Here is a 14,245-nt window from a genome sequence, read left to right on the forward strand (position 1 = left end):
GGCCTCCTCGACGGCGATTTCGTCAAAGGGGTTCATGGCCATCTTCACGTTGGCCAGCTCGACGCCGCTCTGGTCGGCCTTGACGCGGACCTTGACGTTGTAATCGATGACCCGCTTCACGGGGATAAGGATCTTCATGGGGTGTTCTCCTTGTCTGGCTGGGGGTTCAGTCGTGGCCGGGATCGGCGTGGAAGCGGACGAATTCGCCCACGGGCGCGCGCACGGTTTCGAGGGCGTTCTCGGGGGCGGCCGGGTCGGCATGGCCCAGGGCGACGGCGCACACCAGCTGCTCCTGGGCGTCGAAATCGAGCAGCCGACCGACAATGCGGTGGTAGTCGATCCACGCCGCCTGGGCGCAGGTGGCAAGGTCATGGGCGGTGGCAGCAAGGAGCAGGTTCTGGATGAACATGCCGCAGTCGAGCCAGCTGCCCTGGGCGAGGCGCCGGTCGATGGTGACGACCAGCGCCACCGGCGCGCCGAAGAAGGTGAAGTTGCGGCGCATCTGGGCGTGCATCCGTGCCTTGTCGCCCTTGGCGATGCCGAGGGCGCCGTACAGGTCGCTGCCGATGCGGCGCCGGCGCGACAGGTAGGGCTCGAAGAACGCGGTCGGGTAATAGGCGTATTCGGGCACATGGCTGCCGTCGGCCACGTCGAAGGCGGTGCACACTTCATCCACCAGCCGGCCCAGCACCGCGCCGCTCGCCACATGCACGCGCCAGGGCTGGATGTTGTTGCCCGACGGGGCGCGGGCGGCGAGGCGCAGGATGTCCTCGACCACCGCCCGGGGCACCGGCGTCGGCAGGAAGGCGCGGGTGGACTTGCGGGCATGGACCAGGGCGTCGAAGGCGGCGGTGGCATCGGGCCCGCCCCTGCCCGCGTCGGTCGGCAGATTCGGCGTACTCATTGCACCTTCTCCCCGATCATGCGGCGAAACAGGGCGATGGCCTCGCCCACCAGCCCGCGGCGGAAGGCCAGCACGCAGGCGGCGAAGATGAAGCCCATGATGACCGTGACCAGCGAACCCACCTTGTCGGCGAGCTCGTTCTGCAAGGTGACGATCACCGCCGCGCCGGCAACCGGGCCGAACACCGTGCCGACACCGCCGAGCAGCGTCATCAGCACCACCTCGCCGGAGGTGTGCCAGTGGGCGTCGGAGAGGGTCGCAAAGCTGAACACCAGCGTCTTGAGGGCGCCGGCCAGCCCGCTCACCGCCGCCGACAGCACGAAGGCCAGCAGCTTGTAGCGATCCACGTCGTAGCCCAGCGACACCGCCCGTGCCTCGTTCTCGCGGATGGCCTTGAGGATCTGCCCGAAGGGCGAGTGGATGGTGCGGTGGATCAGCCAGAACGCCCCCGCCGCCACGGCCAGCACCAGGTAATACAGGTGGGTGTCGGACGACAGGTCGAAGCCCAGCACGCTCCCGCGCGGCACGCCCTGCAGGCCGTCCTCGCCGCCGGTGAACTCGCTCTTCAGAAGCAGGAAGAACACCAGCTGGGCCAGCGCCAGCGTGCTCATCGCAAAGTAGATGCCCTGCCGGCGGATGGCGAGGCTGCCCATCACCCAGCCCAGCGCAGCGGCGCCCAGGGTGCCGAGGGCCAGCCCGGCCAGGGTGGGCAACGCCCACACCTTGAGCGCGTGGGCGGTGAGGTAGGCCGCCCCGCCGAGGAAGGCCGCGTGTCCGAAGGACAGCAGGCCCGTGTAGCCCAGCAGCAGATTGAAGGCGCAGGCAAACACCGCGAAGCACAGGACCTTCATGATGAGCACCGGATACACCAGCGCCGGCGCGATGAGCAGCAGCGCCAGCAGCGCGAGATAGCCCAGCGGAAAACGTTGTGGATTCATCATGCTTCCTTTCCGAACAGCCCGGCCGGCCGGAACCACAGGACGACGGCCATGATCACGAAAACGACGACGGCGCTGGCCTCGGGGTAGAAGACCTTGGTGAGCCCCTCGACCACGCCCAGCCCCAGCCCGGTGAGCACCGAGCCGAGGATCGAACCCATGCCGCCGATCACCACCACCGCAAAGACCACGATGATCAGGTTGCTGCCCATCAGCGGCCCCACCTGGGCGGTGGGGGCGGCGAGCACCCCCGCCAGCCCGGCCAGCCCCACGCCGAAGCCGTAGGTGAGCATCACCATCAGCGGCACGTTGATGCCGAAGGCCTGGGTGAGGCGCGGGTTCTCGGTGGCGGCGCGCAGGTAGGCGCCGAGGCGGGTCTTCTCGATCACGAACCATGTGAAGAGGCACACCGTGAGCGACACCGCGATGACCCACGCCCGGTAGCGCGGCAGCATCATGAAGCCCAGGTCGAAGGCGCCGCCCAGGGCCTCGGGGATCGCATACGGCTGGCCGGCCACGCCGAAGACCTGGCGGAAGCCGCCCTCGATCATCAGCGCCAGGCCAAAGGTGAGGAGCAGCGCGTAGAGGTAGTCGAAGCGGTACAACCGACGCAGCAGCAGACGTTCGAGCACGATGCCGACCACCGCCACCCCCAGCGGCACCAGCAGCAAGGCCCACCAGTAGCCGAGGCCAAGGTATTCCAGGGCCATCCAGGTGAACATCGCGCCCATCATGTAGCAGGCGCCGTGGGAGAAATTGATGATGTGCAGCATGCCGAAGATGACCGCGAGGCCCAGGCTCAGCATGGCGTAGAAGGAGCCATTGACCAGCCCGAGGGTGAGCTGGCCAAGGAGTGCCGGCAAAGGCACGCCGAAGATTTCGTTCATGGGCGGAGACTCCGAAAAAGATGGCAGGACGCCGGCTGCCACTGCCATCCGGGCGGGTGGTCAGCGCAGACCCGGATGAACACGGCAGCGGGGCCGACGCCCTGCCCGACGGCCAACGGGGGCCGAGTGGAGAATGCAGGCCGAGGCGGGCGCAGGCGGCGAGGGAGGAGAACCGCCTTCATACGCCCAGTGCCTCTTGCAGGAAGGCCCGCTTTTCCTGGAGCTCGTGTTGCGCGATCTCAGCCACTACTTGCCCGTGCTCGACGACGAACAGGCGGTCGGCCAGGGGCGCGGCGAAGCGGAAGTTCTGCTCCACCAGCAGGATCGTGAAACCGCGCGCCTTGAGGGTGGCGATCACCTCGGCCAGTCGCTGGACGATCACCGGGGCGAGCCCTTCGGAAATTTCGTCGAGCAGCAGGAGCCGTGCGCCGGTGCGCAGGATGCGGGCCATCGCCAGCATCTGCTGCTCGCCGCCGGACATCCGGGTACCCGGGCTGTGGCGCCGTTCGGCGAGGTTGGGAAACATCGCATACAGCTCGTCGATGCCCATGCCGCTGCTGCCCACCAGGGGCGGGAGCAGCAGGTTCTCCTCGCAGCTCAGGCCGGCGTAGATGCCGCGCTCCTCGGGGCAGTAGCCCACGCCGAGCTGGGCGATCTTGTGGGGCGGCAGATCGACCGCCTCGCGGCCGTTGATCATGATCGAGCCGGTGCGCTTGCCGGTGAGGCCCATGATGGCGCGCAGGGTGGTGGTGCGGCCGGAGCCGTTGCGGCCCAGCAGCGCCACGCATTCGCCGCGCCGCACGCTGAAATCCATGCCGTGCAGCACGTGGGATTCGCCATAGAAGGCGTGCAGGCTGGAGACGCGCAGGTATTCGGTGGCGTGGGCGTCGGGCGCGGCGACGGGGTTGAACAGGGGCGGGTTCATCTCAGTGCCCTCCCGCGGCCTGGGCGGCTTCGGTGCCCATGTAGGCCTCGATCACCGCCGGGTTGCGCGACACGCTGGCGTAGTCGCCCTGGGCCAGCACAGCGCCCCGGGCGAGTACGGTGATGGCGTCGCAGATGCCGGAGACAACCTTCATGTTGTGCTCGACCATCAGTACCGTGCGACCGGCCGACACCGCCTTGATGAGCTGCATCACGCGGTCCACGTCCTCGTGGCCCATGCCCTGGGTGGGTTCGTCGAGGAGCATCAGCTCGGGTTCCAGCGCCAGGGTGGTGGCGATCTCCAGCGCCCGCTTGCGGCCGTAGGGAAGCTCGACGGCGACCATCCGGGCAAAGCCGTCGAGGCCGACGAGGGCGAGGATCTCCATCGCCTTGTCGTTGAGGCGGTCGAGGCTGCGGCAGCTCTTCCAGAAATGAAAGCTGGTGCCGAGCCGGCGCTGCAGCGGGATGCGCACGTTTTCCAGCACCGAGAGGTGCGGAAACACCGCCGAGATCTGGAACGACCGGACCAGCCCCTGCCGGGCGATCTGCTGGGGGCTGCTGCGGGTGATGTCCTCACCCTTGAAGCGGATGCGGCCGCGGGTCGGTTCGAGGAACTTGGTGAGCAGGTTGAAGCAGGTGGTCTTGCCGGCGCCATTGGGGCCGATGAGGGCGTGGATGTGTCCCTTGCGGATCTGCAGATCCACGCCATTGACGGCCACGAAGCCACGGAACTCCTTCACGAGACCCTTCGTCTCGAGAACGATTTCCGCGTCGGGGGCGGCGGGGTTGGCGGTCGGTCCGGTCATTCGGCGGGCTCCGTCGGGGTGGGCGGGCTCAGTTGCCGAACGCGGCGATGCCGGTCTGGGCGCGGCCGAGGATCAGTGCGTGGATGTCGTGGGTGCCCTCGTAGGTGTTCACCACCTCGAGATTCACCAGATGACGCGCCACACCGAACTCGTCGGAAATGCCGTTGCCGCCCATCATGTCGCGGGCCAGGCGGGCGATCTCCAGCGACTTGCCGCAGGAGTTGCGCTTCATGATCGAGGTGATCTCCACCGCGGCGATGTGCTCGTCCTTCATCCGGCCGAGACGCAGGCAGCCCTGGAGGCCGAGGGTGATCTCGGTCTGCATGTCGGCGAGCTTTTTCTGGATGAGCTGGTTGGCGGCCAGCGGCCGGCCGAACTGCTTGCGATCCAACACGTACTGGCGGGCGCGGTGCCAGCAGTCTTCCGCCGCCCCCAGCGCGCCCCAGGCGATGCCGTAGCGGGCGGAGTTGAGGCAGGTGAAGGGCCCCTTCAGGCCACGCACGTCGGGAAAGGCGTTTTCCTCGGGGCAGAACACCTCGTCCATCACGATCTCACCGGTGATCGAGGCGCGCAGCCCGACCTTGCCGTGGATGGCCGGGGCGGACAGGCCTTTCCAGCCCTTCTCGAGCACGAAGCCGCGGATCTTGCCTTCGTCGTCCTTGGCCCACACCACGAACACATCCGCCACCGGGCTGTTGGTGATCCACATCTTGCTGCCCGAGATGCTGTAGCCGCCATCCACCTTGCGGGCGCGGGTGATCATGCTGCCGGGGTCGGAGCCGTGGTTGGGTTCGGTGAGGCCGAAACAGCCGATCCATTCGCCGCTGGCTAGCTTGGGCAGGTACTTCTGCTTGGTGGCTTCGTTGCCGAACTCGTTGATCGGGACCATCACCAGCGAGCTCTGCACGCTCATCATTGAGCGATAGCCCGAATCGACGCGCTCCACCTCGCGGGCGATTAGGCCGTAGCTCACGTAGTTGAGGCCGGCGCCGCCGTATTGCTCGGGGATGGTCGGGCCGAGCAGGCCCAGCTCGCCCATCTCGCGGAAGATGGCGAGGTCGGTATGTTCGTTGCGGAAGGCCTCCAGCACGCGGGGGGCGAGGCGCTCCTGGCAGTAGGCGTGGGCGCTGTCGCGGATCATCCGCTCCTCGTCGGTGAGTTGCTGGTCGAGGAGAAGGGGGTCGTCCCATTGAAAGTGGGTCATGGCGTCGTCCTTGTTTTGAATGTTGGGGTCAGGTGGCTGCGCGGATCATGTTTCGGGCGATCACCAGCTGCTGGATCTGGGTGGTGCCCTCGAAGAGGCGGAACAGGCGCACGTCGCGGTAGAAGCGCTCGATGCCGTACTCAGAGAGATAGCCGGCGCCGCCGAAGATCTGCACCGCGCGGTCGGCCACGCGGCCGCACATTTCGGAGGCGAAGAGCTTGGCGCACGAGGCTTCGGTGCCCACGTCGAGGCCGGTGTCGCGGCGCCGGGCGGCGTCGATCACCATGCAGCGGGCGGCGTAGAGCTCGGCCTTGCTGTCGGCCAGCATGGCCTGCACTAGCTGGAACTCGGCAATGGGCTTGCCGAACTGCTTGCGCTCGCAGGCGTAGCGCAGGGCGTCGTCGAGCATGCGTTCGGCCACGCCCACCGAGATGGCGGCGATGGCGATGCGGCCCTTGTCGAGCACCTTCATGGCGGTCTTGAAGCCGACGCCTTCCTTGCCGCCGATGAGGTTGGCGACGGGCACACGGCAGCCCTCGAAGATCACGTCGCAGGTGTGGGCGCCGCGGTGGCCCATCTTCTTGTCGGGCAGGCCGAGGGAAAGACCGGGCGTGCCGCGCTCGACGATGAAGGCGGAGATGCCGTCGGCGCCCTTGTTGGCCGGGTCGGTGCGCGCCATCACGGTGAAGATGCCGGCCTCCGGCGCGTTGGTGATGTAGCGCTTGGTGCCGTTGAGCACGTAGTGGTCACCGTCGCGGATTGCGGTGGTGCGCAGGCTGGCGGCGTCGGAGCCGCTGTCGGGCTCGGTGAGGGCGAAGGAGCCGATGAGCTCACCAGTGGCGAGGCGCGGCAGGTAGCGGGCCTTCTGCTCGGGGGTGCCGTCGATCACGATGCCCTGGCCGCCGATGCCGTTGTTGGTGGCAAACAGCGAGCGGAAGCATGGCGAAGCGTGGCCGATCTCGAAGGTGGCGAGCACCTCCTCCTCCATCGTCAGCCCCATGCCGCCGTGCTCTTCGGGCAGGGACAGGCCAAAGAGGCCAAGCTCCTTCATCCCGGCGACGATCTCGTCGGGGATATGGTCGGTCTCGGAAACGATGGGCTCGGCGGGAACCAGGCGTTCGCGCACGAAGCGCGAGATCGTGTCGAGCAGCAGGTTGAGGGTTTCCTGATCTCTGATCATGGCGGGCTTTCCTCGGTCGGACGGGTGCAACCGGCCCCGCACGGGGCCGGCGGGGGCGCTTTACTTCACGTGCTTGCGGAACTCGGGCTTGCGCTTCTCGCGGAAGGCATTACCGCCTTCGGCCGATTCCGGGGTTTCGTAGTAGAGCTTGAGGGCGTGCATCGCCAGCCCGCCCATGCCGCGGATCATCTCGGTATCCACGTTGAAGGACTTCTTGGCCAGGGCCAGCGCGGTGGGGCTCTTCTCGAGGATCTCGTCGCACCACTTCTTCACCTCGGCGTCCAGCTCGGCCTGGGGCACGACGGCATTGACGAGGCCCATCTCCAGCGCCTGCTGGGCGGTGTAGCGGCGGCACAGGTACCAGATCTCGCGGGCCTTCTTCTCGCCCACCACGCGCGCCAGCAGCGCGGTGCCGAAACCCGGATCGACCGAGCCGACGCGGGGCCCGGCCTGGCCGAGCTGGGCGTTGTCGGAGGCGATGGCCAGGTCGCAGATGGTGACCAGCACATTGCCGCCGCCGATGGCGTAGCCATTGACCCGGGCGATGACCGGCTTGGAGATGTCGCGGATGGCGCTCTGCACTTCCTCGATGGGCAGGCCGATGGTGCCGCGGCCGCCGTAGCCGCCGTCCTGGGTGCCCTGGTCGCCGCCGGTGCAGAAGGCTTTCTCGCCGGCGCCGGTGAGCACCACCACGCCCACGCTGCGGTCGTAGTCCGCGTCCTTCAGGGCGTGGATCATCTCTTCGCAGGTGTTGGCGGTGAAGGCGTTGAACTGCTTGGGCCGGTTGATGGTGACGGTGGCGACGCCATCGACCTTGGTGTAAAGGATTTCGCGGTATTCCATGGGGTGTCCTCCTGAGGGTGTTTGTGGGTAGCGGGGCCGGCTCAGCCGGCCATCGTCAGGCCGCCGGAAACGCTGATGACCTGGCCGGTGATGAACGAGGCTTCCTCGCTCGACAGGAACAGCACGGCGCCGGGCAGGTCGTCGGGCTGGCCGAGGCGGCCGAAGGGGATGGCCTTGGTGAGCGCGCCCTTGAGCTTCTCGCCCTGCTCGCCCTCGCCGGCAAAGTCGCGGAACAGTGCGGTGTCGGTGGGGCCGGGGCAGACCACGTTCACGTTGATCTGCTTGCGGGCCAGCTCCCGGGCCATGGTTTTGGAGAAGGACAGCAGGCCGCCCTTGCAGAAGGCGTACACCGCCTCGCCGGACGAGCCCACGCGGGCTGCGTCGGAGGCCACATTCACCACCTTGCCGGCACCCCGCTCGGCCATGCCCTTGAGCACCGCCTGGTGCATGTAGAGCGGGCCGTACAGATTGACCGCGACGATCTTGTCCCACAGGGGCTTGTCGGTCTTGAGGAAGGGCGCGGCGTGATCCCAGCCGGCGTTGTTCACCAGGATGTAGGTGGGGCCGAGCTGGGTTTCGGCGGCGGCTACTGCGGCCTGCACCGACTCCTGGCTGGTCAGGTCCACCTGGAAGGCGGCCGCGCTGCCGCCCTTCTCGCGGATCTCGGCCACCACCGCGTTAGCGGCTTCCAGGTTGATGTCGAAGACCGCGACGATCGCCCCGGCCTCGGCGAAACGCCGGCAGATCGCCGCGCCGATGCCACCGGCGCCGCCGGTCACGATGGTCACTTTTCCTTTGATGCCTCGCATGCTGTTCTCCTTTTATGTAAATGGGCGCCGGGCTGCTTGAAACTCTGCCACCCGTTGCGTTTTCGTCTTGCTTTGCGCTTCAATGCGGCTTCACCCGCCCTACCGACTGCTGCGATGACCGACCTGACCAACGAGAAGAGCCTTGCCTCCATCGAGATCAACAACCGCCTTTTCTTCCGGCTCTTCCAGGCGGCCAACACGCTGCACACCAAGGGCACCCAGGCCCTCGACGACTTCGGCGTGACCACCCAGCAGTGGTCGGTGCTCGGCGCCCTGTCTCGCCCCCAGGCTGAAGGCGGGATGAGCGTCAATGAGCTGTCGCGCTACCTGCTGGTGAGCCGTCAGAACCTCACCGGCCTGCTCAACCGCCTCGAGCGGGACGGCCTTGTCGAACGCGCCACCAGCGAAGAGGACCGGCGCGAGCGCAAGGTGCGCCTGAGCGAAAAGGGCGTGGCCCTGTGGCAATCCCTGGCCGACCCGATCCACAACTTCTACGACGAAGCCCTCAAGGGCTTTTCCTTCGACGACAGGCTGGCCTTCATCCACTACATCAACCTCCTGCAGCGCAACATGTCGCAGCTGTAGGGCGGTTCAGATCCGGTACTGGGCCACCTTCTGGCGGGCGATGATCATCTTCATGATGTTTGCGGTGCCGTCCCCGATCTGCAGGCCCAGCACGTCCCGATAGCGCTGCCCGAAGTGGTAGTCGCTGCCGTAGCCGCCATGGCCGTGGGTGAGCAGGCATTGGTGGATGATTTCGCAGGCCAGCTTGGGGCCCCACCACTTGCACATGGCCGCCTCGGCGGTGTGGGGCAGGTGCTTGTCCTTCAGCCATAGGGTTTTCAGGCACAGGTTGCGGCAGGCCTCGTACATCGTCTCGGCCTCGGCCAGGGGAAAGCTCACTCCCTGGAAATCGGCGATCGGCTTGCCGAAGGCCTCGCGTTCCTGGGCGTAACGCCACGCCTCGTCCAGGCTCGCCCGGGCCACGCCCATGCACTGCAGGCCGATCAGCGCGCGGCTGTAGTCGAAGCCCTGCATCACCTGAACGAAACCCTGCCCTTCGTCGCCGAGCATCATCTCGGCCGGCACGCGCACCCCGTCGAAGAAGATCGAGCCGCGCCCCACCGGCCGCGTGCCGATGTCGTCGAAGGTGGTACGGGTGATGCCCGGCAGATCCATCGGCACCAGGAAGGCGCTGATGCCCCGCGCGCCGTCCGAATCCAGCCCGGTGCGGGCAAACACCACCGCCACGTCGGCCTGGGTGGCCATCGAGATCGAGGTCTTCTCACCGGAGAGGATGAAATCCTTGCCGTCGCGCACCGCCTTCAGCTTGAGACGCGCCGCGTCCGAGCCGGCCGAAGGCTCGGTAAGGGCGATGGCGATCAGCTTGCGGCCGGTGATCACCTCGTCCATCCACTCCCGGGCGATCTCGGGCTGGGCGTAGTTCGAGACGATCTGGCCGCACAGAGACGTGAGCAGATTGACGTAGGACACGTTGAAGTCCCCGTAGGCGATCTGCTCCAGGAGCAGCCCACTGGTCACACAATCCACTCCCAGGCCGCCGAACTGCTCCGGCAACTCCGGGCCGAGAAAGCCCAGCTCGGCCATCTCGATCACCAGTTCGCGCTCCACGCGCTCGGCCTTCTCACGGGCCCGGTAATCCGGGGCAAGACGATTCCGGGCAAAGCGGCTGGCGGATTCGACGAGTGCTTTCTGCTCGTCGGTCAGGCTGAAATCCATCGTCGGTCCTTTCGGTTGGGAAGTGCGGCGAATTTTAGAAATCGCCGCTTCAATCTGTCAATATATTTACACATTTAAGCGGTTGAATTTTTCTATCGAAAACTGATGTGCGATAGAACATTGTTTAATTAATTGTTTAAAAGCAATTTTTTAAAATTAAATGGTGCGAAGCACAAAACAATCTTTTGCCGTCAAGGTCATTAAACGTAAATATGTTGACTTATATTTCTCGGGCCGATACGTTTCGCTGCGGCGTGGAAGCACGCGCACCGAGGCCTAAACGACACAAGAGGAGCGAGACATGCAGAACAGAAACAAGCGCGCAGGCGTTGCCGCGCGGCCCACCCGACACTGGCTGGGCGCAGCGATTGCGAGCGCCCTGCTGGCCGCCGGGCCCGCCGTGGCCCAGCAGAAGATCAGCGACGACGTGGTGAAGATCGGGGTGCTCACCGACATGTCCGGTGCGTACTCCGACTTCACCGGCGGCGGTGCGGTGATCGCCGCCCAGATGGCGGTGGAGGATTTCGCCCGCAATGGCCAGGTGGCCGGCAGGAAGATCGAGATCGTCAGCGCCGATCACCAGAACAAGGCAGACATCGGTGCCGAGCGCGCCCGGAACTGGTTTGACCGGGACAAGGTGGACACCATCGTCGAACTGGTGACCACCAATGTGGCCTTGGCCGTGATGGATGTCGCCCAGCAGAAGAACCGGCTCGCCCTGGTGTCGGGATCGGCGTCCCTGGCCATCACGAACGAGCGCTGTAACGCCAACACAGTGCATTGGGTGTACGACAGTTACGGACTCGCCTCCGGGACCGCCAAGGCGGTGATGAAGGAGGGCAAGAAAAACTGGTATTTCATCTCAGCAGACTATGCCGCCGGTGCCGCCATGACGAAGGACGCCAGCCAGGTCGTCACTGCGGGTGGCGGCAAGGTGGTGGGGGTGGCCAAGCATCCCTTTCCCAACGCCGATTTCTCATCCTTCCTGCTCAGCGCCCAGGCTTCCAAGGCTGACGTGATCGCGCTCGCCAACGGCGGCCAGGACACCATCACCGCCATCAAGCAGGCGGCCGAATTCGGCATTACGGGGTCACGTCAGAGCCTCGTGCCTATCGTTCTGTTCATCAATGACGTGCATGCGCTGGGCCTCAAGACCGCTCAGGGCCTGACCCTCACCGAAGGCTTCTACTGGAACCGTGACGCCAAGACCCGCGCCTGGTCGCGGCGCTTCTTCGAGCGCGCCAAGAAGATGCCCAGCATGGCTCACGCCGGCGTGTACTCGTCGGTGCTCAACTACCTGAGGGCCGTCGAGAAGACCGGCACCGATGACGCCGCCATGGTGATGACGCAGCTCAAGTCGGCCGACATCGACGATGGCCTGTTCAAGGGCCGCATCCGCGCCGACGGCAAGTTCGCCCACGACATGCTGCTGCTGGAAGTGAAGAAGCCCGGCGAATCCACCGAGCCGTGGGACTACTACCACGTGCGCGGCGTGATCCCGGCTGCCGACGCCGCCCTGCCTCTCGGCGAATCCAAGTGCAAGCTCGTCGCCCCGCGCGCGGCTTCGTGACGAGCCGGAGAGAAACCATGAAATTCGATCCCATCCTGCTCGCCCCGCGAATGGCGCCGATGAAGGCTGCAGGCTTCTGGCGCGACGAGACCATCGAACACCCCCTGCACCGCGCGCTGCAGCTGTGCCCCGACAAGACCGCCGTGGTGAGCTACGCCGCCGGCGAAGACGCCCCGGTGCGCCTGAGCTACCGCGAACTCGACGCCCGCGTGGACCGCATCGCCCGCGGGCTGGTGAGCCTGGGCGTCGGGCGCAGCGACGTGGTCACCTTCCAGCTGCCCAACTGCTGGGAGTTCATCGCCCTGTCGCTGGCCTGCGTGCGCATCGGCGCGGTGGCCAACCCGGTGATGCCGATCTTCCGCCAGCACGAACTCAACTTCATGCTCAACTTTGGCGAGAGCAAGGTCTTCGTGGTGCCCAAGGTGTTTCGCGGTTTCGACTACGAAGCCATGGCCCGCGGAATGCTCGGCGGCCTGCCTCACCTGCGTCAGTTGGTGGTGCTCGGCGGCGAGGGCGAAAGCGGCTTCGAGGCCGCCCTGCTGCGCGATGACACCCCGCTCCTCGACGGCCCCGGCCTCGGCCCCGATGACGTGCTGCTGCTGATGTACACCTCCGGCACCACCGGCGAGCCGAAGGGGGTGATGCACACCTCCAATACCCTTTTCTCCAACCTCCACGCCTACATCGCGGCGATGGAGCTGGGGCACGACGATGTGATCCTCGGCGCCTCGCCGATGGCCCACCTCACCGGCTACGCCTACCTGGCCATGCTGCCGTTGATCCTCAACGCCACCACCGTGCTGCAGGACATCTGGGAAGCCCGCCGGGCGCTGCAGATCGCCTGCGCCGAGGGCGTCACCTTCAGCATGGCCTCGACGCCCTTCGTGGCCGACCTGTGCAACGCCGTCGAGGCCGGCGAGCCCACCACGCCGCGCTTCAACAAGTTCTGCTGCGCCGGCGCGCCGATTCCGCCGGTGCTCATCGAGCGCGCCGCCAGCATCCTGGGCATGCGCCTGTGCTCGGCCTGGGGGATGACCGAGAACGGCGCCGTCACCGTCACCGAGCCTGCTCGGGCGATGGACAAATCCGGCGTCTCCGACGGCCGCCCGCTGCCCGGCATGGAGCTGAAGGTGGTGGACGCCAACGGCAACAGCCTGCCCGCCGGCGAGAGCGGCTCGCTGCTGGTGCGCGGGGCCTCGCTCTTCGGCGGCTACCTCAAGCGTCCGCAGCTCAACGCCACCTCGGCCGACGGCTGGTTCGATACCGGCGACGTGGCCACCATCGACGCCGAGGGCTACATCCGCATCACCGGCCGCACCAAGGACGTGGTGATCCGCGGCGGCGAGAACATCCCCGTGGTCGAAATCGAGAACCTGCTCTACCAGCACCCGGCCATCGCCGTGGTGGCCATCGTCGGCTACCCCGACCGGCGCCTGGGCGAGCGGGTGTGCGCCTTCGTGTCCCTCAAGTCCGGGGCGCGCTTCGACTTCCAGGAGATGGTCGGCTACCTCGAAGGCCGCCAGGTGGCCAAGCAGTACTGGCCCGAGCGCCTCGAGATCGTCGAGGACCTGCCCCGCACGCCCAGCGGCAAGCTGCAGAAGTTCAAGCTGCGGGCCATCGCCAAGTCGTTCGGCGACGTCGAGTGAGGGCCGCCCGATGAACCCGCCCATCCTCATCGAAACCCACGACCGCGTCGGCCTGATCCGCTTCAACCGGCCGGAGGTCTACAACGCCCTCAACGACGCGGTGATGGACGCCCTGGCCGCCGCGCTCGACGCCTTCGAGGCCGACGAACACATCCGCTGCGTCGTCCTCACCGGCTCGGCCAAGGCCTTCGCGGCCGGCGCCGACATCGTCGCCATCCGCCAGATGGACTTCATGGACGCCTACAAGGGCAACTTCATCACCCGCAACTGGGAACGCCTGAAGACCTTCCGCAAGCCGGTGATCGCCGCCGTCTCGGGCGTGGCCCTGGGCGGCGGCTGCGAGGTGGCGATGATGTGCGACATCGTTTTCGCGGCCGACACTGCCCGCTTCGCCCTGCCCGAGGTGAAGATCGGCACCTTGCCCGGCGCCGGCGGCACCCAGCGCCTGCCGCGGGCCGTCGGCAAGGCCAAGGCGATGGATCTGGTGCTGCGCGGTCGCATGATGGACGCCGCCGAGGCCGAGCGCTGCGGCCTCGTGTCCCACGTCGTTCCGGCCGACAGCCTTCTGGATGAGGCGCTCGCCGCCGCACGGGAGATCGCCGGGCATTCGCTGCCGGTGCTGATGATGCTCAAGGAGTCCGTCAATCGCGCCTTCGAAAGCCCGCTGGGCGAAGGCCTGCTGTTCGAGCGCCGGACCCTGCACGCGAGCTTCGCGCTGCACGACCAGAAGGAAGGCATGGCGGCCTTCACCGAAAAGCGCGAGGCCCGCTTCGAGGACCGCTGAGCCCCCAGGC

The 14,245-nt window shown here is 66.7% G+C and carries 14 protein-coding genes and 1 pseudogene; 4 read left to right on the top strand and 11 right to left on the bottom strand.

The genetic code is table 11. The annotated features are described in order from the left end of the window. The 10 genes and pseudogenes from L6Q67_RS22185 to badH all read right to left on the bottom strand — a co-directional run. A pseudogene (locus tag L6Q67_RS22185) lies at positions 1–138 on the bottom strand (electron transfer flavoprotein subunit beta/FixA family protein); the annotation flags it as partial. A gap of 28 nt (positions 139–166) precedes the next feature. Beyond that, complete coding sequence (locus tag L6Q67_RS22190; protein WP_296575154.1) at positions 167–904, bottom strand: nitroreductase; 738 nt, start codon at positions 902–904, stop codon at positions 167–169. After that, the gene (locus L6Q67_RS22195) at positions 901–1,845 is read right to left on the bottom strand and encodes a branched-chain amino acid ABC transporter permease (protein ID WP_296575158.1); all 945 of its coding nucleotides are present in this window, start codon (positions 1,843–1,845) and stop codon (positions 901–903) included. The genes L6Q67_RS22190 and L6Q67_RS22195 overlap by 4 nt, the downstream gene beginning before the upstream one ends. After that, the gene (locus L6Q67_RS22200; protein WP_296575161.1) at positions 1,842–2,729 is read right to left on the bottom strand and encodes a branched-chain amino acid ABC transporter permease; all 888 of its coding nucleotides are present in this window, start codon (positions 2,727–2,729) and stop codon (positions 1,842–1,844) included. Before L6Q67_RS22200 ends, L6Q67_RS22195 begins: the two co-directional genes overlap by 4 nt. Positions 2,730–2,907: 178 nt before the next feature. Then, a complete protein-coding gene (locus L6Q67_RS22205) occupies positions 2,908–3,654 on the bottom strand; it encodes an ABC transporter ATP-binding protein (protein ID WP_296575164.1) in 747 nt (248 codons plus the stop codon). Position 3,655: 1 nt separating this feature from the next. Next, on the bottom strand, positions 3,656–4,459 hold the full coding sequence (locus tag L6Q67_RS22210; RefSeq protein WP_296575166.1) for an ABC transporter ATP-binding protein: 804 nt from the start codon (positions 4,457–4,459) through the stop codon (positions 3,656–3,658). 28 nt (positions 4,460–4,487) lie between these two features. Continuing rightward, complete coding sequence (locus tag L6Q67_RS22215) at positions 4,488–5,663, bottom strand: acyl-CoA dehydrogenase (RefSeq protein ID WP_296575168.1); 1,176 nt, start codon at positions 5,661–5,663, stop codon at positions 4,488–4,490. A gap of 28 nt (positions 5,664–5,691) precedes the next feature. Further along, entirely contained in the window at positions 5,692–6,843 is a 1,152-nt protein-coding gene (locus tag L6Q67_RS22220) for an acyl-CoA dehydrogenase family protein (protein ID WP_296575170.1), read from the bottom strand. A gap of 60 nt (positions 6,844–6,903) precedes the next feature. Continuing rightward, positions 6,904–7,686: a 2-ketocyclohexanecarboxyl-CoA hydrolase gene (gene badI, locus L6Q67_RS22225; protein ID WP_296575172.1), complete on the bottom strand. Its 783-nt coding sequence runs from the start codon at positions 7,684–7,686 to the stop codon at positions 6,904–6,906. A 41-nt stretch (positions 7,687–7,727) separates the two neighbouring features. Further along, the gene (badH, locus tag L6Q67_RS22230) at positions 7,728–8,495 is read right to left on the bottom strand and encodes a 2-hydroxycyclohexanecarboxyl-CoA dehydrogenase (RefSeq protein ID WP_296575174.1); all 768 of its coding nucleotides are present in this window, start codon (positions 8,493–8,495) and stop codon (positions 7,728–7,730) included. A gap of 114 nt (positions 8,496–8,609) precedes the next feature. On the opposite strand from badH, the gene L6Q67_RS22235 reads away from it, so the two are divergent. Continuing rightward, entirely contained in the window at positions 8,610–9,080 is a 471-nt protein-coding gene (locus L6Q67_RS22235; protein ID WP_296575176.1) for a MarR family winged helix-turn-helix transcriptional regulator, read from the top strand. Between the two features lie 6 nt (positions 9,081–9,086). Here the strand turns inward: L6Q67_RS22235 and aliB are convergent, their stop codons facing one another. After that, positions 9,087–10,235 carry a cyclohexanecarboxyl-CoA dehydrogenase gene (gene aliB / locus L6Q67_RS22240; protein WP_296575179.1) on the bottom strand — a complete coding sequence of 383 codons (1,149 nt, stop codon included), beginning with the start codon at positions 10,233–10,235 and terminating at the stop codon, positions 9,087–9,089. A 301-nt stretch (positions 10,236–10,536) separates the two neighbouring features. Between aliB and L6Q67_RS22245 the strand changes: the two genes are divergently transcribed. From L6Q67_RS22245 to L6Q67_RS22255, 3 genes are read left to right on the top strand one after another with little or no spacing between them, the layout of a single operon-like run. Then, complete coding sequence (locus tag L6Q67_RS22245) at positions 10,537–11,805, top strand: ABC transporter substrate-binding protein (protein ID WP_296575184.1); 1,269 nt, start codon at positions 10,537–10,539, stop codon at positions 11,803–11,805. A gap of 17 nt (positions 11,806–11,822) precedes the next feature. Next, on the top strand, positions 11,823–13,451 hold the full coding sequence (aliA, locus tag L6Q67_RS22250) for a cyclohexanecarboxylate-CoA ligase (RefSeq protein ID WP_296575188.1): 1,629 nt from the start codon (positions 11,823–11,825) through the stop codon (positions 13,449–13,451). 10 nt (positions 13,452–13,461) lie between these two features. Further along, complete coding sequence (locus tag L6Q67_RS22255) at positions 13,462–14,235, top strand: enoyl-CoA hydratase (protein WP_296575190.1); 774 nt, start codon at positions 13,462–13,464, stop codon at positions 14,233–14,235. The last annotated feature ends 10 nt before the right edge of the window (positions 14,236–14,245 follow it).

Origin of the sequence: Zoogloea sp. (genome assembly GCF_023150065.1) — a bacterium.
Lineage (GTDB): Bacteria > Pseudomonadota > Gammaproteobacteria > Burkholderiales > Rhodocyclaceae > Zoogloea.